Origin of the sequence: Pseudanabaena sp. FACHB-1998 (assembly GCF_014696355.1) — a bacterium.
In the GTDB taxonomy this organism is placed as follows: Bacteria; Cyanobacteriota; Cyanobacteriia; order Pseudanabaenales; family Pseudanabaenaceae; genus Pseudanabaena.
On record NZ_JACJQA010000028.1, the window covers coordinates 1 to 21,763 of the forward strand.

The window sequence follows — 21,763 nt, forward strand, 5'->3', positions numbered from 1 at the left end:
GTCTCAGCGAGATTCCAGACTCGATTACAAGGTTAACCAATCTCCAATCCCTTGACCTTAGCTACAACAGTCTCAGCGAGATTCCAGACTCGATTACAAGGTTAACCAATCTCCAATCCCTTTACCTTAGCAACAACAGTCTCAGCGAGATTCCAGACTCGATTACAAGGTTAACCAATCTCCAATCCCTTGACCTTAGCTACAACAGTCTCAGCGAGATTCCAGACTCGATTACAAGGTTAACCAATCTCCAATCCCTTTACCTTAGCTACAACAGTCTCAGCGAGATTCCAGACTCGATTACAAGGTTAACCAATCTCCAATCCCTTGACCTTAGAAACAACAGTCTCAGCGAGATTCCAGACTCGATTACAAGGTTAACCAATCTCCAATCCCTTGACCTTAGCAACAACAGTCTCAGCGAGATTCCAGACTCGATTACAAGGTTAACCAATCTCCAATCCCTTTACCTTAGCAACACCCGTCTCAGCGAGATTCCAGACTCGATTACAAGGTTAACCAATCTCCAATCCCTTTACCTTAGCTACAACAGTCTCAGCGAGATTCCAGACTCGATTACAAGGTTACCAAAACTGACTCGTTTAGCTCTAGATGAAAATCCAATCACAAAACCACCCTTAGAAGTGGTAAAAGAGGGCATCGAAGCCATTCGTCAATACTTCAAACAAATAGAAACCGAAGGCATAGACTATCTCTACGAAGCAAAACTCCTGATTGTCGGTGAAGGTGGCGCAGGCAAAACTACCCTTGCTAATAAAATCATTAATCCCGATTATCAACTCTGCGAAGAAGACAGCACCAAAGGCATCGAAGTATTACATTGGTCATTTCCCCGCAGCGATGGCAATCAATTTAACGTTAATATTTGGGACTTTGGTGGACAGGAAATCTATCACTCCACCCATCAATATTTCCTCACCAAACGCTCTCTCTATCTCCTCGTTGCCGATACCCGCAAAGAAGACACCGACTTTTACTATTGGCTCAACGTCATCGAACTCCTCAGCGACAACAGCCCGATCCTGATTATCAAAAACGAAAAACAAGACCGTCAGAGGGAAATTAACGTCAACCAACTGCGCGGCGAATTTGAGAACCTTAAAGATGTTTTTGCCACCAATCTCGCAAATAACCGTAATTTAGCAAAAATCCTCACCGCCGCCCAACATCAACTCAGCCAACTCCCCCACATCGGTCAAACCCTCCCCAAAACATGGGTCAAAGTCCGCCATGCCCTAGAGAACGACCCACGCAACCACATCAGCCTCAATGAATATCTTCAAATCTGCAAGGACAACGGTTTTAAAGAGCGCAAAAACGCATTGCAACTTAGCGGCTATCTCCATGACCTCGGCATCTGTCTCCATTTCCAAGACGATGAAATGTCCCCCCTCTATCAAACCGTCATCCTCAAACCCAAATGGGGAACCGATGCTGCCTATGCCGTTCTCGACAATCCTAAAGTAATCCGTAACTTTGGGCGCTTCAGCAATAAAGAACTTGCCCAAATCTGGAGCGTAGACAAATATTCAGGAATGCACGGCGGCTTACTGGAACTAATGAAAAAGTTTCAACTCTGCTACGAAATCCCACAAGAAAAAGGCAGTTACATCGCCCCCCAACTCCTCACCGAAAACCAACCTGAATATACTTGGGATGAATCCGAAAACCTGATCCTCCGATATACCTACGACTTCATGCCCAAGGGCATCGTGCGTCAGTTCATCGTCGCCATACACGAAAACATCGAAGCCCAAAATGTCTGGCGTAGCGGCGTAATCATCCATAAGCGCGAATATGCCAACACCCGCGCCGAAGTCATCGAAAACTACGGCAAACGCGAAATCAAGATCCGCGTCTCTGGTAAAAACAAGCGTGACCTATTAACAGTAGTCACCCACGAACTCGACAAAATCCACAACTCCTACAAACGCCTCGCCGACAAATATCAAAAGCTCATCCCCTGCAACTGCAACACCTGCGGAGGTAGTCAAAATCCCCATTTCTACGAATTCACCAACCTCAAACGCCGCTACGAAAACCGTAAATATAACGTTGAGTGTGACATTAGTTATGAATCTGTCAATGTATTAGGCTTAATTGATGACAGTGGCGCACGGTCAATGCTATCCAAATCTTTTGAAGATGAAAATAAACGATTGGATAAGGATAACCAACTATCAAATTCAGCATCTGTTAGCATTTACGTTAATCAAAACCAAGAGCAAACCATGAGCGATTCTCAGACCACTTTAAATTTCCACAATTCAGTCGGACAAGTTGTTACAGGCGATCAAAATGTTGCAGGTGACAACATCGGCATACAAAATAACAACTATTCTCCCAACCTTGCCCAAGCCGCCAAAGAAATCAAAGAGCTACTCGATCAACTTTCTGAAGAATACAATGCCAATACGGAAAAGGGACAAAATCTAATTAAAGATGAAGCTGTCAATGCGATCAAAAAGGATTCCACACTTCAACAAAAAATAGTAAAAGCTATCAAAGAAGGTGGTGTTACCGCACTAGAAGAAGCAATAAATCATCCAGTTGCAAAAATTGTAATTGCCACAACCAAAGGCTTTCTAGAAGGTTAGAGATTAAGATCCCCGACTTTTTTTGTGAATTTATAATTCCCTTGCGATCGCCAAGAAAAAGTCGGGGATCTGGACATTTATAGAATTTCGGCAATATTTTTCAGTCATTTGCACGAAAAAATGATGGCGATTAGGACTTAACCCAATAAAAAAGCAATAATTAATTGGCGGCGCAATGCGCCGCCAATTAATTATTGCTTTTTTATTGAGTGACAGCAATATCATGAATCTTGTATTAATGCTATCTGTATCAACTTCCAAAAACAAAGTAATATTACATACGGTCTTCGTCTAGAGATATATAAATATGATGCGAATACTGGCATTGGTTCCAGGTGGGACTGGCGATCAGTTACTGTTTTTCCCGACACTGGATACACTCAAACAACAGTATCCCAATGCCGAAATTGATGTGGTAGTTGAGCCACGATCTTTGGCAACCTATCGTATTTGCCAATCTGTCAATCGAGTACTCAAGTTTGATTATAACGATCGCAACTCTCTCGCGGACTTTGGCAACTTACTCGGCACAATCCGCGATCGCGAGTATGACGCGGCAATTATTACTCAATCAAGATTTTCGATTAATATCTTGCTGTGGTTAAGTGGCATCCCGAAGCGAATTTCCCTAAAAGGGCAAGGCGACTTTTTATTGACAGATATAATTTCTGCGGCTCCCGACGAATATACAGCCGTACAGAGCCATAATTTGCTACTCTCCTTAGGCATCCAGAAGCCTTGCCCACCCATTAAAGTAAATTTGCCTAAAAGTGACCTCGATTGGGCAACCGCCGAGCAGAAACGACTTGGCATTAAAGAAAGCGGTTTTATTTTGCTTAATTGTGGTGCTTATGCCAACTACCCTGCTGACAGTTGGGCGGAGATCGCCACCGATATTAAGTCAAAATTGCCGAACTTGCCGATTGTGGCGATCGATAGCGTCAATAATGCCGAGCTTTTAAAGCAATTAACTATCAAATTGCCTGAAATTTTAATCGCTAGCCCCACGGATATTGGCAAACTTACCGCATTGATTGCAGCAGCAAATTTATTTATCTGTGCTGAAGGCGATGCGATGCAATTAGGTGTGGCTGTGGGTACAGCTTTAGTCGCTATTTTGGGAGCTAATACGTCTGCGAGTAAGTGGCTACCAATCCAAGAAAAGCGCATTAAATATGTCCAAGCAAGTGCTGGTCAGTCCCTTAAGGAAGTGTCGCCTCAAACAGTTCTTGCTAAAATCTGGGAAGGCTAAGTTTTTATTACCAAGAAAAGAGATTGCCCTATCAGTAACTAGGCATAATTAAAAACCAGAATCAAAGCCTGTGACGCACGCGCAACGTGCGCCACAGGCTTTGGGGTTTTATATTTAATTGCGCTTAGTTACTCATCACAGGGCAATCTCTTTTCTTGGTGTATGGCAACCTATTTCATTTGTCAGAAAGGCAAGGGGCTGTAAGTTCCCAAAATAGTATTGCCATTTTGGGAATTGGTATGACGTAGTATGGATAAATTATGGCGCGATCGCAATTTCAAAATCTTAAAACTTATATCCGACCTTACTGGTTTGATTTATTCATTGGCACAATTGCCTTGTTATTGGCTAATGTCTTAGGCACATATATTCCTTGGCTCATTCGTGGAGCAGTTGACGATCTGGGCAAGATTAAAGTCATTGATTTTCACCATCTGATGCAATATGTCTGGCTGATTGTTGGCTTATCATCGCTGATGTGGGTCATTCGGATGGCATCCCGTGTCTGGATTTTTGGGATCGGTCGCAAAATCGAATTTAGCCTCAAGCAACAAATTTTCGAGCATTTACTTAAGCTTCCACCCAGCTACTTTGCCAACAATTCCGCAGGAGAAACCATCAGCATCGTAACCAGCGATGTGGAGAATATTCGCCGCTTAATGGGCTTTGCCTTACTGAGCATCATTAATTCCGTATTTGTGTATAGCTTGACCTTGCCAGCGATGTTGGCGATTGATCCTGTGCTGACATTGATTTCGATCGCCGTTTATCCAATCATGTTGGCGATCGTGCAAAGGTTTAGCGGTCAATTGCGCGATGAGCAGTTACAAGTGCAAGAAGAACTCTCGCAGGTGAGTACGCTGCTGCAAGAGGATCTCAATGGGATGTCGCTGATCAAAACCTACGCACAGGAAAACAATGAGCGAGCAGCCTTTGATCGCTTGAACGATCGCCTACTAGATGCAAATTTAAAAATGGCGCGTAGCCGTAATATTTTATTTCCACTTTTAGGCGGCATCGCCAGTATTAGCTTTTTGGTGCTGATCTGGTTTGGCGGCGAGAAATTAGCCAATCCTGCTAATACCACCTTTAAAATTGGCGATCTCCTCACTTTAATTATTTATGTGGAGCGCTTAATTTTTCCGACGGCAATTTTGGGCTTTGTGATGGTTACCTATCAACGGGGTGTGGTGAGTATTAACCGCATTCAAGGCATTCTGGTTATACCACCAGCGATTGTCGATAGTGCTGAGGCGATCGCCATGGATAAGACCGAAGTTACGGGCAAAATCGAAGCGCGAGAACTCACTTTCACCTATGCCGAGGCAACGCAACCAGCCCTCGATCATGTCAATTTCACGATCTATTCGGGTGAAACCGTGGCTGTATTGGGGACAATTGGCTCAGGAAAATCGACCCTAGCGAGTGCCTTAATGCGCTTAGTGGAAGTTCCATCCCATCAAATTTTTATCGATGGTGTGGATATTACCAAAATGAAGATCGAATCTTTGCGATCGGTTATTTCCTTTGTGCCGCAGGATAGCTTCCTTTTCAGTGCCACGATGCGCGATAACATTCGCTACGGCAAGCCTGATGCATACGATCATGAGGTAGAAAATTTTGCCAATCAAGCCAGAATTGAGCAGGAAATTCTCAATTTCCCCAAAAAATACGATACTTTAGTGGGAGAGCGGGGAATTACGCTATCGGGTGGACAGAGGCAACGCACGGCTCTCGCGAGAGCTTTGCTAGTCGATACGCCAATTTTGGTATTAGATGATGCACTCTCTAGTGTGGACAATCAAACTGCTACCAGCATTTTAAGCAATCTTCCCCGTCACAAAACGGTGCTATTCATTACCCACAATCTCTCGGCGGCTTCAACCTGCGATCGCATTATTTTGATGGATGCAGGAAAGATTGTGAAGGTAGGAACCCATACGGAATTGCTTGCCGATTCGTCTCTCTATCAAAAACTCTGGAATCAACACAAACTCGAAGCTGCACTCAAATAAGAAAAAGGCAATTGGCTGAGCCAATTGCCTTTTTCTTATTTATAGGGATGATGCAAAGTTAGTCCTGAGTCAGCATCAAAGGCATAGAGCTTATGAAGTTCAAAGCGCCAAAAACTGCGATCGCCAATTTGCCAATGGTATTCCAAACTAATATCCGCAGAAACTCTGGCTCTGATTTCACTATTAGCAAGTTTTAATAACACAATGGTTTCCGAGCCGAGAGATTCGACGAGTTCGACAGTGCCTTCTAAATGAGCATTCTCGGCATCCGTCGGTTGTAAATCTTGGGGACGGAAGCCCAGTGTAAAGGCGCGATCGCGTCCGATCTGATTAATTGCTAACTCGTTAATAGAAATTGGCTTATGCAAACTTTCTCCATGCAGATCGCCATTTTGATCAACCTGTACTGACAGAAAATTCATCGGTGGAGAACCCATAAAGCCAGCCACAAAAACATTGGCAGGTTTACGATAGATATTTAAAGGCGTATCCACTTGCTGAATGTCACCTTTGTTTAAGACCACAATGCGATCGCCCATCGTCATTGCTTCCACTTGGTCATGGGTCACATAAATTGTCGTTACCTGTAATTGCTTCTGTAGCTGAACAATTTGCGATCGCGTGTCACTGCGTAACTGAGCATCGAGATTTGATAACGGTTCATCCATCAGAAAAACTTGAGGATTACGGGCGATCGCTCGACCGAGGGCAACCCGTTGTTTTTGTCCACCCGATAGTTCCTTAGGTTTGCGGCTTAGTAAATGGGAAATTTGCAGGGATTCGGCAACCTGTTGGACTCGTTGATCGATTTCGGATTTTTGTTTTTTACTTGTAGGCGATAGCCAAGCGATGGGTGATAAATTGCGCGATCGCTGCCGTCTTAAGCCAAAGGCAATATTGTTATAGACGGTCATGTGGGGATAAAGCGCGTAACTTTGGAACACCATCGCAATATCGCGAACTTTGGGCGGTAGGTGATTAATTTGGCGATCGCCTAAATATATGGAGCCGTCGGTTACTTCCTCTAAGCCTGCGATGAGGCGCAATAATGTACTTTTGCCACAGCCTGATGGGCCCACTAACACCAAAAATTCGCGATCGGCTACTTCCAGATCGATTTCTTTAAGAACAGTATTTTCTGCAAATTTTTTGGTGACGCTACATAGACGAACGGGAGCCATTGTTGAATATCCTGAAGTTTTATTTTTGTTAGGGGATGGGAACCACTAAGGCACGGAGGCTCTAAGTTTTAGATGGCGATACGTTGTGGTCTACATTAACCGTAAAATATTAAACCAATAATAAAACAATTCTAGAAAACTACCCATGTCCGATCCAAAAGTCAGTGAAGCCGTAGCCAAACTCTATAACACCTATCCTTTCCCCCCAGAACCTATCCTAGATGAGCCACCTCCCGGCTATAACTGGCGTTGGAATTGGCAAGCTGCCTATAGCTTCTGCACAGGACAGAAACCACCTAAAAATGATATTCGCATCCTTGATGCTGGCTGTGGATCGGGAGTCAGTACCGAGTATCTAGTCCATCTCAATCCTGAAGCCTCAGTCGTTGGAATTGACCTGAGTGAAGGAACCCTTGCGGTTGCAAAAGAACGCTGCAAGAGGTCAGGCGCAACCCGAGTAGAATTCCATCACCTCAGTCTATTTGACGCTGACCAATTGGAAGGAGAATTTGACCTAATTAATTCCGTAGGTGTTCTTCACCATACCGCCGATCCGATCCGTGGCATACAGGCTCTAGCCCATAAGCTTGCCCCCAGTGGATTGCTACATATTTTTGTGTATAGCGAATTAGGACGTTGGGAAATTAGTCTTATGCAGAAAGCGATCGCCCTCTTGCAAGGTGACAAGCGAGGTGATTATGTCGAAGGCGTAAAAATTGGTAGAGAAATATTTAAGAATCTACCGAAAGAGAATTGTCTACGTCGTCGCGAAGAGGAGCGCTGGTCATTGGAAAATACGCAGGATGCTTGTTTTGCGGATATGTATGTGCATCCTCAAGAAATTGATTACAACGTTAATACTCTCTTTGAACTAATAGATGCATCAGGTTTAGAATTTCTTGGCTTTTCTAATCCTAAAGTATGGGACTTAGATCGATTAATTGGTAATTCCCCTGAACTAATGGAAAGAACAAAAAATCTTACCGAAAGAGAACGCTATAGATTGTTGGAAGTTCTCGATCCCCATGCAATTACCCATTATGAGTTCTTCTTAGCCCGTCCTCCTCTTCCTAAGCAAACTTGGCAAGATGACGCGCAGTTACTCGCCGCCATCCCTGAACCAAGCCCTTGTAATTATGGTTGGCAAGAGAGTCCCAGCTTTTTTGACTATAACTATCAACTTGCCAAAATTAGTGATGCGGAATGGAATTTTCTGCGTGCTTGCGATGGTAATCAAACTCACCAAAAGAGCGTTGCTCAACTATTGCAGTCCGTCGATGCTACTTTAGAAGATGTGCGATCGCTGCAAAAGCAACAAATTATCTTGCTCCAGCATCTCTAGATAATTCTATGGGGTTTCTGTTGATTCGTTTTTTTGAAAGCCCGCTCAAAGAGTGCTTTCAAAAAAACGTCTTTGTGTTTTTTAGCGGTAAAATCGGTTTCATAGTCAAAATTGCTGCAAAGTATCTTATTGATCTTTTTCTATATCTAGCGTCTGTTATGATGCTAAGTGGAAAATAAAACACTAGATTTGTTTATGGTGGCTCAAATTAAGACGGCTCAAATTAAGACGAATCATACAAACAACGCGCAGACTAGCCAGCCTAAACCTAACTCTATAGATTCTAAGGCGGCTTCTAATTCGGCTAAACTCGCAACTAAAAATACTCCTCTCGTGACCCCAATCAAAGGAAATATTCAGGTTTTTATCGCGCCCCATCGTAATCTTTACGTTGACATCATTGCTCAAGCGTTACGTTCGGCGGGGCAAGGTACACAGGTACTCCTTGTTCAGCTTTTTCAGTCAGGAATTAATCAAGGCTTGAATAATCCTCGTCGCCTCGTCGAAAACTTTGAATGGCTAAGATGTGATGCCCAAAGGGATCTCGCCAACCCAGAAATCGATCTGACCGATGAAGAAAAGGCGGCAGTTTTAGAGCTATGGGACTATGCCAAAATTGCCATTAAATCCGCTCGGGTTGGTTTAGTCGTGCTAGATGAAGCAAATTTGCTAGTCACGCGATCGCTGGTCACCGAAGCAGAATTGCTAAGCGTATTAGAAATGCGATCGCCTAAGGTCAACATTGTCCTCACAGGTAGCTCAATGCCTACGAGTATTTATGACTATGCCGACCAAGTAACCCATCGCCGTAACTAGTACAGGAGACTTTAATAGAGTGTTGCAAAGCAACACTCTATTAAAGTTTTAAGACCCTAACTTGAAAGCTTCTAGAAATAGACCATAGGTTACGCCTAACTTGAGACAATTCAGCATTTCTATAGTTAATAGATTTGGCTCCAAAACCCCTTCAGAATTAACTTTACGTTTATGTCTATACACCAACCGATTAATAAGTTCTACAACAATTGCAGTCACCGCCGCCGCAAGGATATCTAACTCAGATTTAGCCCCCGTGGAAGTAGAAATTACCGAAGCCAAGAAAAATCCTGACAAGAGACTAATAATAATTAGAGATGTACGTCGCCAAGGATTTTGCGACCATTGAGCTAATCGCTGAATATTGACATCAACCAGTCTACTAAGACGAGTATTCTGCATAGGATCGCTAAGTCGTAGTTTTAATTCGTAGTGAGGAGCTTACGCGGGGCTGAAAACTAGCCTAACATTACAATATTTTAAAATACAGGGCTTTACATTAATGATTTCATTTCCAAGCCTTGATAAATTCCCTATAATAGCCTCACTGGTAATGTTAAAGAAGTAGGGCTTTTGGGGTGCATCAGCACTTATTTAGATTTATCATTTCATACAGAGGAATTACTTAAGAGATATGGCTGTAGATTATAAAAAATTCTTTAAAGCGACCGATCCAAGTAAAACACTGCTTGCTGATAGCGCCGAAGACAAGAAATATTACATTGATTTCTCGACGGTACGTGGCGGTAAAGTAGTTGAAGACTTAAAGGATAATATTTCGCTATTTTCCGATGGACAGCCAACTTGTCAGTTATTTACAGGGCATATCGGTTGTGGCAAATCTACAGAAATACTCCAGCTTAAGCAGCAACTAGAGAGCGAAGGCTTTCATGTCGTGTACTTTGAATCCAGTCAAGACATGGAAATGGGAGATGTCGATCTTAGCGATATCCTCTTAGCGATCGCACGACGGGTGGTGGAGAGCCTAGAAGCGATCAAGGTAAAGACTGAGGCTAAAGGATTTCGCGCCATGCTCAATGGTGCGGTCAAAATCTTACAAACTGAGATCGAACTATCCGCCGAAGCCGAAGTGCCGGGGGTGGGAAAAGTGGAAGCCAATACCAGTGGCGAATTTTCCTTGTCTCTGGGCATTGGCAAGCTATCAGCAAAAACCAAAGATAGCCCCGATGTTCGCAGTAAATTGCGCGGCTACATGGAACCAAAAACCAATGGACTACTCGATTTAATTAATCAAGAAATTCTCTTGCCAGCGATCGCCGATCTTAAAAAAATTGGCAAAGAAGGCATTGTTGTTATCGTCGATAACCTCGATCGCGTAGATGACTCTCCTAAACCTTGGGGCAGACCCCAAACCGAATATCTATTTGTTGATCGAGCAGAACAACTCCGCAAATTACAATGCCATGTGGTCTACACCATGCCCCTCGCCTTGAGATTTTCAAGGGATTATGGAACCCTAGTGGCGAGATTCATGACCGATCCCATTGTCCTGCCCATGGTTCCCGTGGTCAGGCGAGATGGCACAGCCCATGAAGAAGGCATGGCGCTTTTACGTCAGATGATTCTCTCTAGAGTAATGCCAGATAGCGCCCCCCTTGAGAGACTAAAAGCCGTAGGGGAAGTTTTCGATAGTCTAGATACCTTGGATCGCCTTTGTTTTGCTAGTGGAGGTCATGTACGAAATATTATGCGATTGCTTAATGACGCACTCCGCAAACAACGTGGGTTACCCGTGACCCTTGAGGTGCTGGAAGAGACTATTCGTAAACGTCGAAATGAATTAGTTCTTTCCATTGATGATGATGAATGGAAGCTTCTCAAACAAGTTAACAACACCAAGAAAGTAGTAGGCGATACTGGCTATCAAACCTTGATTAGAAGTATGTATGTCTATGAATATCAAGATGAAAATGGTTCTTGGTTTGAGGTTAATCCAGTACTTGCTACAGCCCAAGAATTCGCTATTTAGCAAAAGGAACGTGCTTGGCACGTTCCTTTTGCTGCTGCCAATTGATTGCGATCGCGGAGAGTAAATATCTATTATGTCTGAGATTCCTTACCCCAACAAAGCCTCTGAAGAAACAACCATATTTAATATGTCGCCCGAAGCCGAACAAGCGCTTCAGCAATTGACAACACAATTAGATATTTATCAAAATGAGTTGGTTAACTCGTTTAATATTTCTTTGGAAATCGAAGATGCTCTCCAAGAGTTATCCCTACTTCTAGATATTTATGACGGAACTTTCACCCTCTTACTCGCTCGTTGTAATTATGTAAATCTTCGCGATCGCGCGATCGCCCGTCTTCAAGAAATCTTGCCTACCAAAGCACGACAAGTAAAGTTAGATGCGGCTACAACATCGATTTATTATGCAATTCAAGCTTCAACTCCCGCTTTTCGTGAAGGCAACTTAGCCCCAGTGATCGTCACTGGACTAGAATCAGCAGAAAATATAGATGCATTAATTAAAGGACTAAATCAGATCCGTGAAGAGTTCCGCAAAAACTGTCTCTTTCCGATTGTGCTATGGATTAACGATGATCTACTGAAACGCTTAATTAAAATGGCTCCCGACTTTGAAAGTTGGACGACCACCATTGAGTTTCCTATTGCCAGTAGTGACTTACTAGAATCTTTGTCTGCGGGTACAGAAGCTCTATTTAGTTTGTCTCTCGCCGCTAATCTCATCGATCCTAGCCATAGTTTGGGAAGAATTTCTCATTTAGGCGGAATTTATCTTTCCGAGCTTGATGTAGCCCTGCGCGATTTGTCCAATCAAGGTCAAAAGATTGAAGTATCCTTACAGGCTGGATTAGATTTTATTCGGGGGATGAATACCCATGATTTTGATAAAGCTCTTAACTATTTACAATCTAGCTACAAATATTGGGAATCTATTCAAAATACCGAAAGACAAGGACTTCTCCTCTATCAAATAGGGCGAAGACGCTATCACCTTACCAAATTAGAAAAACATTCCTACGAAGCAAATTGGCGGGTAGTTGAGGAATTGTTTGACCAAAGCTTAGAATTATTTAGAAAAGCAAATCGACAGGACTTAATGTCTCAGTGCTATTTGCAGCTACAACGTACTTTGCATCATCTCCAAGCATGGGAAGAATTGCAGGAAATATCTCAAAAGGCTCTCCAAATCCATGAAACCTATGGTGGAACTAGCGATATTATCGCTGATTATGGTTTTTTGGCAGAAGTAAACTTAGAAATCGGGGAATGGGAACTAGCTCAAGAATTTGCCCAGAAAGCACTAAAGCTTCTTATTGATGCACCGCAATCTATTCAATGGCTAAATGGATTATATCTTTGCTACTTAGCCCAAGCCCAAATTCAACTAGAACAAATCGATCAAGCTCTAGATAACCTACTCGAAGCCAAGCGAAGAGAGCATTGCGGACATCCTCGAATGTATATCCGCATCCTGAATACATTACGAGATCTCTGCTTCTCCCAAGGTGATTATTTAGAAGCTTTTCAAACTAAACAGGAACGCTTAGCGATCGAGCAACGCTATGGCTATCGCGCTTTTATCGGTGCGGGGCAATTGCAATCATGCCTAGAGGAATATTCTAGTTTTTCCGAACGCTCTAATCGAATTATTATTTCACCTGAAATCTATGCATCGGGGCGTAAGCAGGATTTAGACGAGCTAACCCAACGCCTTGGCGAACCTCGCTACAAAATGATTGTACTGCATGGTAATTCGGGTGTTGGCAAAAGTTCTTTTGTGAATGCAGGGCTAATGCCTGCCTTACAACAAGCTTCCTTTGGTGGAAGAGATGTAATTCCTGTCTCTATGAGAGTTTATACAAGTTGGGAACAGGAATTAGCCCACCAATTAGTAGAAGCTTTGCGATCGCTACCACAAAATTCTGCGCCATTGATGGAATTGGTAAATGGCGCAGATGTGAGCAAAGAAAATATTCTGGAGAGATTGCTGGAGCAACTACGTTGGAATGAAGCCAATAATCTGCGTACAGTCTTAATCTTTGACCAGTTTGAAGAATTTTTCTTTATTCATCAACAAAATATCGATGAACGTCTTCGCTTTTTTGAGTTTATTGGTGGCTTGCTTAGCGATTTTCAGTATTTATCGTCCATTAAAGTTGTCCTGTCTCTGCGTGAAGACTATATTCACTATCTTCTAGAATGTAATCGCATCAAGAGTATGAGTGCGATCGACAATGATATTCTCAGCAAAAATATTCTTTATCAGTTAGGGAATTTCTCAACGACGGCAGCCCATTCCACCATTAAAACTTTGACAGAAAGAGCGCAATTTTATTTAGAGCCGCAACTGATTGACATATTGGTACAGGATTTAAAAAATGAGCGAGATGAAGTTCGCCCCATTGAATTACAGATTGTCGGCGCTCAACTACAGCACGATCGCATCAGCACCATTCATCAATATCACAAATTAGGAGATAACCCCAAAGAAACCCTTGTCCAAAGGTATTTAGATAATGTGGTTTCTGATTGTGGCAAAGAAAATTATCGACTCACTAACCTCATTCTCTATCTACTCACCGACGAAAAGGGAACTCGACCTCTTAAAACCTATGCTGAACTGGAAAGAAGTATAATTCATCTCAATACTGAGGTACAGAAGCGTAATGCAGGAGATAATACAGGAGATTCTGATAGTAATCTAGAACCAAATGAAGAAGAGTTGGCAGATGTTCACGCAATTGACAGATCGAAAATCGAGCTAATCCTTCAGATTTTAGTTGGTTCGGGGCTAGTCGTATTAATCCCTGAAAATCCTACCGATCGCTGTCAACTGGTTCATGACTATTTAGCAGTGGTAATTCGTAAATCCCAAGCACCCGAGATCCAAAAGCTACAAAAGGAACTAGAAAAAACTCAAGCCGAACTGCGTCAAACAGTGCGTCAATTAGAAGGCTCCCTCAAAAATTCCCAAGCGATCGCCGATAGCCTTGGCTTAAATAGCCTATTAGATGGAAATCTCGTGGAGCTTGATGAACTAGTTAAAACTATGCACAAAGCCCAACATTGGCTAACGGAAATTGATGAGATCGATAGTGAAAATCGTCTTCAACTAACTAGCACTATCTACCGAGCGATCTATAACATCAAGGAAAAAAATCGAATTCAAGCCCATTTAGAAGGCGTATGGACGACGGAATATAGTCCTGATGGCTCTATGCTGGTTTCGGGCGGGCTTGATAATTTGATTAAGCTATGGCATCTCGATGGACGCGAAATACTACAACTGGTCGGACATACAGGCGTAGTTCGCAGTACGACCTTCAGCCCCGACGGACAAACGATCCTATCGGGATGTAGTGATAAAACCATTGGTCTATGGAACCTCCAAGGCGATCGCCTGAAGACTTTTACGGGACATGGTGGTACAGTTTGGAGCGCCCGCTTCAGTCCTGATGGCAAGATGATTGTTTCGGGCAGTGCCGATGAAACCATTAAGCTGTGGAATCTGGATGGCGAAGAATTACTCACCATCAGTGGTCATCGTGGCGATGTGCGGACAGTCCTATTCAGTGCCGATGGTAATTGGATTATTTCGGGCGGCGCTGATAAAATGATTATGATTTGGAGTCTTGATGGGACTCTGCTTCAGAGCGCTAAGGGGCATACTGCCGATATTCGTAGCATTAGCATTCATCCTACGGGTGCATTTATCGCTTCGAGTAGTGGCGATGGTATCCTCAAGCTTTGGCGCATGAACCGTTCTGAAGCGGAAAATACAACGAATATGGCGATCGCCTTAGAAGAAGTATTTTCCATTGAAGGTCATGCTAGCGCGATTCGGAGCGTCACCTTTAGCCGAGATGGCTCGATCCTTGCCACAGGCAGCGTTGATAAAAAGATTAAAATCTGGGATCTCGCTGGTAAGGAACTACAGGTTTTTAAAGGGCATAATGATGCTGTTCGTTCCGTTAATTTCAGTCCCGACAATAACAGCCTAGTTTCCGCCAGTTTAGACTGCACGATCCGTCAATGGCATATTCACAGCCGCACTCAGCAAACCCTACGAGGGCATAATGCCGCCGTTAGAACCCTAACCTTTAGTCCTGACGGCAAATATCTTATCTCGGGTGGGCTAGACGATCAAATTAAATGCTGGGATTTGCAAGGCAATGAAATTCAAACCATTAGCGGTGAGCATGATATTCTCAGCGTCAAATTTAGCCCTGATAGTAAGAGTTTGCTGGTCGGAAGTGGCGATAGTGTCATTTCCCTATGGTCAATTATGGGCAAAAAACATAAGCTCTTGCAAACCTTTACGGGACACAGCACCGCAGTTTGGTCTGTGGATTTTAGCGCCAATGGCAAACTCATAGTTTCAGGAAGTAGCGACAAATCGGTCAAGTTATGGCAAATCGATGGGACAGAATTAGCCACTCTTAAAGGTCACAAGTCCACTGTATGGAGTGTGTGTTTTAGCCCTGATGGTCAAAAATTTGCCTCTGGTAGTGGTGACAACACGATTAAGCTATGGAGTATAGAAGGCAAAGAATTACTAACTTTAATCGGACATCGGGGCTCAGTATGGAGTGTGTGTTTTAGCCCTGACGGTCAATCTATTCTGTCGGGTAGTGGTGACGGTACGCTCAATCTCTGGAGCCTTCAAGGGGAAATATTAAAAACCTTTAAATCTCATGAGTCGGGAGTTTGGGCGGTTTGTTTTAGCCCTGACGGACGCAGCATTATTTCGGGCAGTGGTGACAATACCATTAAATTTTGGAGTTTAGATGGCAAGGAACTGCAAACTATTAAATGCCCAGAAAGCACACCCATTAGTCTTTGTTTCCATCCTGATGGGAGGTTCTTTGCCTCAGGGCATGGCGACAATAGAGTAGGTCTATGGAATCTCAACCTCTCGGAGTTAGTGTCCCAAGGCTGCGAATGGTTGCATGACTATTTGCAATACAATGCCAAAATGCATAAAGAAAATACTAATTTGCTAAATTACAAAGCTTCCCGCTAAAAAACAAACCTTCTCTTTACTCGGCATCCAGCTTTTGAATATATGTGCCTAGTTCTTTAAAAGTTCCTGCATAGGTAATGGTGGGAGAGCTATAGCCTTTTAGAGAGACAGAATGCTGCTTTAGGGGCAGTAAAACTGCGGCATAGGGTGTATGGGCATAGGTGGTAGAACCGATCGCCACATCTAAGCCCAATTGTTTAGTTGAAGACTCTAACCGAAACGCCGCATTTACCGTGTCCCCAAGGGCGGTGTAATCAGGATGCTGACTAGTTCCCATTTGTCCTACCATCGCATAGCCCGTATTGATGCCTGCGCCCACCCTTAGTTGAAAGGGCAAGTCAAATTGCTGATTGAGTTCATTGCTCATTTCATAGAGTTCATAGAGCGCACGGTAAACTTTGAGCATTTCTTGAGTAGATACTGTATCCAGAGTCTTTTCGGTATCATGAATCCAAACCGTCATCACCGCATCACCGATGTACTTATCAACCCAGCTACCGTAGCGATCGATGATTTGCCCTGCACGACGAAACCATGTCCCGATCGCTTCCGACAAAATATGCTCATCCATCTGTTGGGTTAATTTAGTGAAATCGCGAATATCAACCACTAATACGGTTATTAACTGGCGTTTATGGAGCATAGCTGTAGCCCCCGAATCTGTCGCATCAGTTTCTTCCGATTGCGATGTCCCCGTATCAGGCGAAGTCGTATATTCAGGGCAGTGAAACACTAACTCTGTTTCTCCCAGCGTAATGCGATCGCCATTTTTTAAGCTCACAGGAATCGTGACGCGCCGACCATTTACAAAGGAGCCATTACGGCTACCCAGATCGATCAAAAAATAATTGCTTTCCCCGACGAGTTGAAACATCGCATGGTTACGGGATGTACATTTATCTCCTAAAGGAATGTCATTTTCAGACCCCCGCCCCAATGTCCAAGAATAAGCATTTATAAGAGGAATCTCTACCGCACCTTGAGATGTATGCAGTACGATATGTGTCTTTTCATCCCAATTTGTGACAGACTGAATCACAAGGTTATTAACCCCCAAATATGAGTTTTTAAGTTATTCTGCGTCTCTTGAGGTCTCCACTTCTGTTAATATACCGTTTTTTTTACGGTTGGTAATTATAGTTGTAAGTAGGTAATCACAATTTGAGTCTCGCTATTCTGCGATCGCCTGCTCCAGCTATGGATTAAAAAACAAGTAGGATTTATGAAAAGCTTACAAAGTAAGCTTCTCATAAATCCTACTTGATCCTAAGGGATGATGTTAATTAAAGAGAATTACTATAGATTATTAATTTAGATTTTAATTTTCATATTGCTAAGGTTTTGTCAAACCAAATCTCAATGTCAACTACAGTTACTTCCATCCAAGAGAAAAAAGAAACTCTTAGCCCCAAAAATAAATTCAAAAGACCTTGGTTATTGGGGGTTTTGTTAGTTGTTGTATTAGGGGGCGGTTTTTTAATATTTAGAGCCGTTACAGGAGCAAGCTCTAATGCTAATAAAGTTAATGACAAAACTGAGATGGTTGAGTCGAAGTCTTTACCAATTAAGATCAAAGCGAGTGGTTCCGTTGTTCCTGTGGAAACGGTGAATATCAGTCCTAAACAAGCGGGCAAACTCGTTGATCTTTTAGTGGAACAGGGTGCGCGAGTGACGAAGGGGCAGGTAATTGCCAGAATGGATAATTCCAACCTAATCCCTCAGCTTTATCAAGCCCAAGCCAATGCGGCGGCGATCGAATCGAATTTAGTGAGATTACGCAATGGTAACCGCCCTGAAGATATTGCGGCAGCGCAAGCGAGAATTGAGTCGGCGCGAGGGCGTTTAGAAGCCGCAAAATCGCGTCTTGCTCTAAATAATTTACGAACTTCCCGCTACCGAGGTTTACAGACCGAAGGAGCCATTTCTCGCGATCGCCTTGACGAGGTGATTACTGATGATCGCAGCACGCAAGCGGAAGTTTTTACTGCCGAGGCTAATCTCGTAGAAGCGGTACGTCAATTTGAGCAAGTACGCAATGGGAGCCGTTTTGAAGATGTTGCCCAAGCTGAAGCGCAATTAGCCCAAGCGATCGCGGGGATTAGGATTATCGAAGTCCAAATTGAAGATACGATTATTCGCGCTCCTTTTTCAGGAATTATTACCCAGAAATACGCTAATGTTGGCGCGTTCGTAACTCCTACAACTACAGCTTCTTCGACTAATTCCTCCACCTCTACTTCAATTGTGGCGATCGCCAATGGTTTAGAAGTTATCGCGAAAGTTCCTGAAGTTGACATTTCGCAGATCAAAATTGGTCAAGAAGTAGAAATTATTGCCGATGCCTTTCCTTCGGAGGTCTTTAAGGGGAAGGTACGCTTAATCGCCCCCGAAGCGGTTCTTGAGCAAAATGTTACCTCGTTCCAAGTGCGCGTTACCTTGGAAACTGGCAAAGATAAATTGCAATCAGGCATGAATACAGATTTACGGTTTATCGGTCAGCGTCTTGATAATGCTCTGGTTGTGCCAACGGTGGCGATCGTCACTCAGGAAGGCAAAACGGGATTATTGATTGCTGATGAAAATGGTAAGCCTAAATTCCAAGCCGTCACCATTGGCACAACCGTAGAAAATCAAACCCAAATTTTGAGCGGTGTAAAGTCTGGCGATCGCATATTCGTCAAACTACCCGACACCAAAACCAAACCATAAACCAAACCATAAAAAAAGGAGTCGCTAGCGACTCCTTTTTTTTGCACTCGAAAGGCGGCGTGATGCAACGCCTTTCGATTAATTAGGCAGCAACGGCCTGTTTAAGTGGTTGCCAAGTGACTTCACGACCACTGCCTGTTTCGATCACAATTTTTACGCGAGGATCGCGATCGGGGATTTGACTCAGGGTTTCTAATTCCTCTTTAGACAGATATTTACCTTCAATCAGCCACACCACTAAACCCTTAGATTTAGCTGGTAAAGCATTGAGGCGAAATTGGATTGAAGGAGGAATGAAATAGGTGCGAATTTCGGTCTTGCCAAGGTGAGAGGGACGCACACCATGGACACCTGTGAGGTAGCTATTCACATCACCCAAGCCACGCGCCGTAATGAAAAGAATCTCGTACCCTGCATTTTTGAGTCGGAGTTGGTAACGACCTTCATAACCACCTTCAGGCGGCACTAACATTGCTAAAGCCCCTGCTTTTTCGAGGTCTTTGACAATCTTGTCGGTTGCAATCAATGGCATGGTGACATCCTATGCTGAACGCTAAATATATAGAGCTATGAGTATTTTATACCTAGAAAGCAAAATGATACTTAAAGCATCCTTATCATATTGATTGAAAGGTTTACCAATTTCCGCAATAATTCTCACTCTGTCTTAAAACCCAAGAAGCGAGTTAAGGCGCAAAGCGCCGCAACTCGCTTCTAATGTCAGGGACTACAGCTATAAAACCTGGTTATCCAAAAAATCTTTAAAAATATAAAGGCGGCGCTTCGCACCGCCTTTATCAAAAATTTGCTAATCGACAACTTGTACATCTATATCAATAGTGCCGGGGGGTGTAATCCGCACAAATTTCTGCTGTTGCTCTTGCAATGGTTCACCGCAGTTAGGACATTGAAATTGACTGGCTCTTGAAGCCGTAAAGTTAGTATCACATATAGGACAATCGGCAGTTACAATGCTGCGCTTAACCCACCATTGCAAACCGAAAAAAGCAATTATAGGGACAACTGTAATTAACCCAACCAAAACAAACAATGACTTAACTAACCAACCTAGCCCGATCGCACTAAAGATCCAGAAAACCAATAGAGTTGTGAGCCAAAAGCGCAAACCCGACCAGCGATCGCCATCGCCGCCTGAGCCATTGGGTAAGTTGCCAAATGTGTAGTATTTCATGTTGTTTTGTCCCTATATCTTATTGTTGGCTGGTAGCGATCGTAACACTCTTAACTAAGGTTGCAATTCCGCCTTGGGGTGTGGTTAATACCAATTTGCAAAAGTAGAGTTGGGGCGCAAAGCGCCCCAACTCTACTTTTGCCATAAGAGAAGGTTTTTAGAATCACCAAATGGCTATGTCATTTTGTGATTGGGTATCAGAGATGTAAGTTTTACAAAACTCGATCGGCGATCGCTATAAAATTATTTTCAGTAGATCGCGGAGATAAATGTGAACCCTGCTAGAACAATCTGTCTTGGTTTTTTTGCTGTCATATCCCTTGGCACTTTCTTGTTAATGCTGCCCCTATCTTCTAGCAATGGCACATGGTCAGATCCAATTACCGCTTTATTCACATCAACTTCAGCCGTCTGTGTCACAGGCTTATCCGTAGTTGATGTCGGCAAATTCTACTCCTTTTGGGGACAGTTGTTTTTAACCTTACTAGTCCAAATAGGTGGACTGGGCTATATGACCGCAACCTCAATCCTCCTCCTGCTAATCGGGCGGAGATTTAGCCTACGCGAGAAAGTCACTTTGCAACAATCCTTAGATACCCCCGGAATTCGCGGAGGTCTGCAATTAGTCCAGTCCATCATCGCTGTGACTATGTTATTTGAGCTGACAGGCGTATTTGCCCTATTGCCAATTTTCCTTCAAAAAATGAGCTTTACCGACAGCGTTTGGCAAGCCATTTTTCATAGCGTCAATGCTTTTAATAATGCGGGATTTAGCCTATTTACCGATAACTTGATGAGTTATGTTAATACGCCAATGGTGAGCATTATTATTGGCTTGCTTATTATCTTTGGTGGAATTGGCTATCAGGTGATTTTAGAGGGCTATCTGTGGTTAAGAACTAAATTTTCGCGCAATCGTGATTACATCTCCTTTAGCTTGACCTTTTGCGTAGCTACTAGCACGACGATCGCCCTGCTCCTTTTCGGAACGATCTTTTTCTGGTTAACCGAATTTAATAATAACGAAACTTTAGGAAATCTGCCCCTATTCGATCAGATTGTGGGTGCTTGGTTCCAGTCGGTGACTACGCGCACCGCAGGTTTTAATACCATTGACAATGGCAAAATGACAGTCACAGGAATATTTATTACAATCGCCTTAATGTTTATTGGGGCAAGTCCCGGAAGTACAGGCGGAGGCATCAAAACTACCACAGCGAGGATTTTGGCAAGCTGTACGGGTGCGGCGCTACAGGGTCGTGATCAAGTTAATTTGTATAGATTACAAGTTCCCAATGGATTGATCTTAAAAGCTGTGGGTGTGGCTGTCGGTTCTTTGTTTACGGTGATCTGCTCTACGGGATTGCTTTCCATGACCGATCGCAACTTGGGCTTTATTAATATTCTCTTTGAAGCAACTTCCGCCTTCGCGACGGTGGGCTTATCTACGGGCATTACCGCATCCATATCGCCAGCAGGTAGATTGGTGCTAATTGCCACAATGTATATCGGTAGAGTTGGCGTATTACTATTAATGGCAGCAATATTTACTGAACCCCGACCTAGTTTGATTAAATACCCTCAAGAGTCAATGCTAGTGGGCTAAAAAAAAGACCAGAATAGTG

At 43.3% G+C, this 21,763-nt stretch carries 15 protein-coding genes; 9 read left to right on the forward strand and 6 right to left on the reverse strand.

Annotation, left to right across the window (positions count from 1 at the left end):
* The 3 genes from H6F42_RS11515 to H6F42_RS11525 all read left to right on the forward strand — a co-directional run.
* Window positions 1–2,618: COR domain-containing protein (locus tag H6F42_RS11515; protein WP_190399512.1), on the forward strand; the 2,618-nt coding region annotated here is incomplete at its 5' end.
* Between the two features lie 307 nt (window positions 2,619–2,925).
* Window positions 2,926–3,870: a glycosyltransferase family 9 protein gene (locus H6F42_RS11520; protein WP_199288991.1), complete on the forward strand. Its 945-nt coding sequence runs from the start codon at window positions 2,926–2,928 to the stop codon at window positions 3,868–3,870.
* A gap of 260 nt (window positions 3,871–4,130) precedes the next feature.
* The gene (locus tag H6F42_RS11525; RefSeq protein ID WP_190399513.1) at window positions 4,131–5,885 is read left to right on the forward strand and encodes an ABC transporter ATP-binding protein; all 1,755 of its coding nucleotides are present in this window, start codon (window positions 4,131–4,133) and stop codon (window positions 5,883–5,885) included.
* A 35-nt stretch (window positions 5,886–5,920) separates the two neighbouring features.
* On the opposite strand, the gene H6F42_RS11530 is transcribed toward H6F42_RS11525, so the two are convergent.
* A complete protein-coding gene (locus tag H6F42_RS11530; protein ID WP_190399514.1) occupies window positions 5,921–7,066 on the reverse strand; it encodes an ATP-binding cassette domain-containing protein in 1,146 nt (381 codons plus the stop codon).
* 145 nt (window positions 7,067–7,211) lie between these two features.
* Here H6F42_RS11530 and H6F42_RS11535 point away from each other — a divergent pair, with 145 nt between their 5' ends.
* The gene (locus H6F42_RS11535; protein ID WP_190399515.1) at window positions 7,212–8,408 is read left to right on the forward strand and encodes a class I SAM-dependent methyltransferase; all 1,197 of its coding nucleotides are present in this window, start codon (window positions 7,212–7,214) and stop codon (window positions 8,406–8,408) included.
* Between the two features lie 168 nt (window positions 8,409–8,576).
* On the forward strand, window positions 8,577–9,224 hold the full coding sequence (locus H6F42_RS11540) for a cob(I)yrinic acid a,c-diamide adenosyltransferase (protein ID WP_190399516.1): 648 nt from the start codon (window positions 8,577–8,579) through the stop codon (window positions 9,222–9,224).
* Window positions 9,225–9,272: 48 nt separating this feature from the next.
* Here H6F42_RS11540 and H6F42_RS11545 read toward each other — a convergent pair whose 3' ends face one another.
* Window positions 9,273–9,626: a DUF565 domain-containing protein gene (locus tag H6F42_RS11545; protein WP_190399517.1), complete on the reverse strand. Its 354-nt coding sequence runs from the start codon at window positions 9,624–9,626 to the stop codon at window positions 9,273–9,275.
* A 232-nt stretch (window positions 9,627–9,858) separates the two neighbouring features.
* On the opposite strand from H6F42_RS11545, the gene H6F42_RS11550 reads away from it, so the two are divergent.
* Window positions 9,859–11,214 (forward strand): ATP-binding protein, encoded by a 1,356-nt coding sequence (locus tag H6F42_RS11550; protein WP_190399518.1) that lies wholly within the window; start codon window positions 9,859–9,861, stop codon window positions 11,212–11,214.
* A gap of 73 nt (window positions 11,215–11,287) precedes the next feature.
* Entirely contained in the window at window positions 11,288–16,237 is a 4,950-nt protein-coding gene (locus H6F42_RS11555; RefSeq protein WP_190399519.1) for an AAA family ATPase, read from the forward strand.
* Window positions 16,238–16,253: 16 nt separating this feature from the next.
* On the opposite strand, the gene H6F42_RS11560 is transcribed toward H6F42_RS11555, so the two are convergent.
* Window positions 16,254–17,276: an FHA domain-containing protein gene (locus H6F42_RS11560; RefSeq protein WP_190399520.1), complete on the reverse strand. Its 1,023-nt coding sequence runs from the start codon at window positions 17,274–17,276 to the stop codon at window positions 16,254–16,256.
* Between the two features lie 320 nt (window positions 17,277–17,596).
* On the opposite strand from H6F42_RS11560, the gene H6F42_RS11565 reads away from it, so the two are divergent.
* Window positions 17,597–18,946, forward strand: coding sequence for an efflux RND transporter periplasmic adaptor subunit (locus H6F42_RS11565; RefSeq protein WP_190399521.1), 1,350 nt, complete (start codon window positions 17,597–17,599; stop codon window positions 18,944–18,946).
* A gap of 82 nt (window positions 18,947–19,028) precedes the next feature.
* Here the strand turns inward: H6F42_RS11565 and H6F42_RS11570 are convergent, their stop codons facing one another.
* The 3 genes from H6F42_RS11570 to H6F42_RS22125 all read right to left on the reverse strand — a co-directional run bounded on the left by H6F42_RS11570 (window position 19,029) and on the right by H6F42_RS22125 (window position 20,283).
* A complete protein-coding gene (locus tag H6F42_RS11570) occupies window positions 19,029–19,478 on the reverse strand; it encodes an NAD(P)H-quinone oxidoreductase subunit N (RefSeq protein ID WP_190399522.1) in 450 nt (149 codons plus the stop codon).
* Between the two features lie 276 nt (window positions 19,479–19,754).
* Window positions 19,755–20,138 carry a hypothetical protein gene (locus H6F42_RS11575; protein ID WP_190399523.1) on the reverse strand — a complete coding sequence of 128 codons (384 nt, stop codon included), beginning with the start codon at window positions 20,136–20,138 and terminating at the stop codon, window positions 19,755–19,757.
* A 19-nt stretch (window positions 20,139–20,157) separates the two neighbouring features.
* A complete protein-coding gene (locus tag H6F42_RS22125) occupies window positions 20,158–20,283 on the reverse strand; it encodes a hypothetical protein (protein ID WP_277873856.1) in 126 nt (41 codons plus the stop codon).
* Between the two features lie 126 nt (window positions 20,284–20,409).
* On the opposite strand from H6F42_RS22125, the gene H6F42_RS11580 reads away from it, so the two are divergent.
* Window positions 20,410–21,744 carry a TrkH family potassium uptake protein gene (locus H6F42_RS11580; protein ID WP_190399524.1) on the forward strand — a complete coding sequence of 445 codons (1,335 nt, stop codon included), beginning with the start codon at window positions 20,410–20,412 and terminating at the stop codon, window positions 21,742–21,744.
* The last annotated feature ends 19 nt before the right edge of the window (window positions 21,745–21,763 follow it).

Excerpts from the sequence above, each read along its gene's own strand:
- H6F42_RS11545 (WP_190399517.1), bottom strand. The coding sequence starts at position 9,626 with ATGCAGAATACTCGTCTTAGTAGACTGGTTGATGTCAATATTCAGCGA.
- H6F42_RS11535 (WP_190399515.1), top strand. The coding sequence starts at position 7,212 with ATGTCCGATCCAAAAGTCAGTGAAGCCGTAGCCAAACTCTATAACACC.
- H6F42_RS11520 (WP_199288991.1), top strand. The coding sequence starts at position 2,926 with ATGATGCGAATACTGGCATTGGTTCCAGGTGGGACTGGCGATCAGTTA.
- H6F42_RS11530 (WP_190399514.1), bottom strand. The coding sequence starts at position 7,066 with ATGGCTCCCGTTCGTCTATGTAGCGTCACCAAAAAATTTGCAGAAAAT.
- H6F42_RS11555 (WP_190399519.1), top strand. The coding sequence starts at position 11,288 with ATGTCTGAGATTCCTTACCCCAACAAAGCCTCTGAAGAAACAACCATA.
- H6F42_RS22125 (WP_277873856.1), bottom strand. The coding sequence starts at position 20,283 with ATGGCAAAAGTAGAGTTGGGGCGCTTTGCGCCCCAACTCTACTTTTGC.
- H6F42_RS11550 (WP_190399518.1), top strand. The coding sequence starts at position 9,859 with ATGGCTGTAGATTATAAAAAATTCTTTAAAGCGACCGATCCAAGTAAA.
- H6F42_RS11525 (WP_190399513.1), top strand. The coding sequence starts at position 4,131 with ATGGCGCGATCGCAATTTCAAAATCTTAAAACTTATATCCGACCTTAC.
- H6F42_RS11570 (WP_190399522.1), bottom strand. The coding sequence starts at position 19,478 with ATGCCATTGATTGCAACCGACAAGATTGTCAAAGACCTCGAAAAAGCA.
- H6F42_RS11575 (WP_190399523.1), bottom strand. The coding sequence starts at position 20,138 with ATGAAATACTACACATTTGGCAACTTACCCAATGGCTCAGGCGGCGAT.
- H6F42_RS11565 (WP_190399521.1), top strand. The coding sequence starts at position 17,597 with ATGTCAACTACAGTTACTTCCATCCAAGAGAAAAAAGAAACTCTTAGC.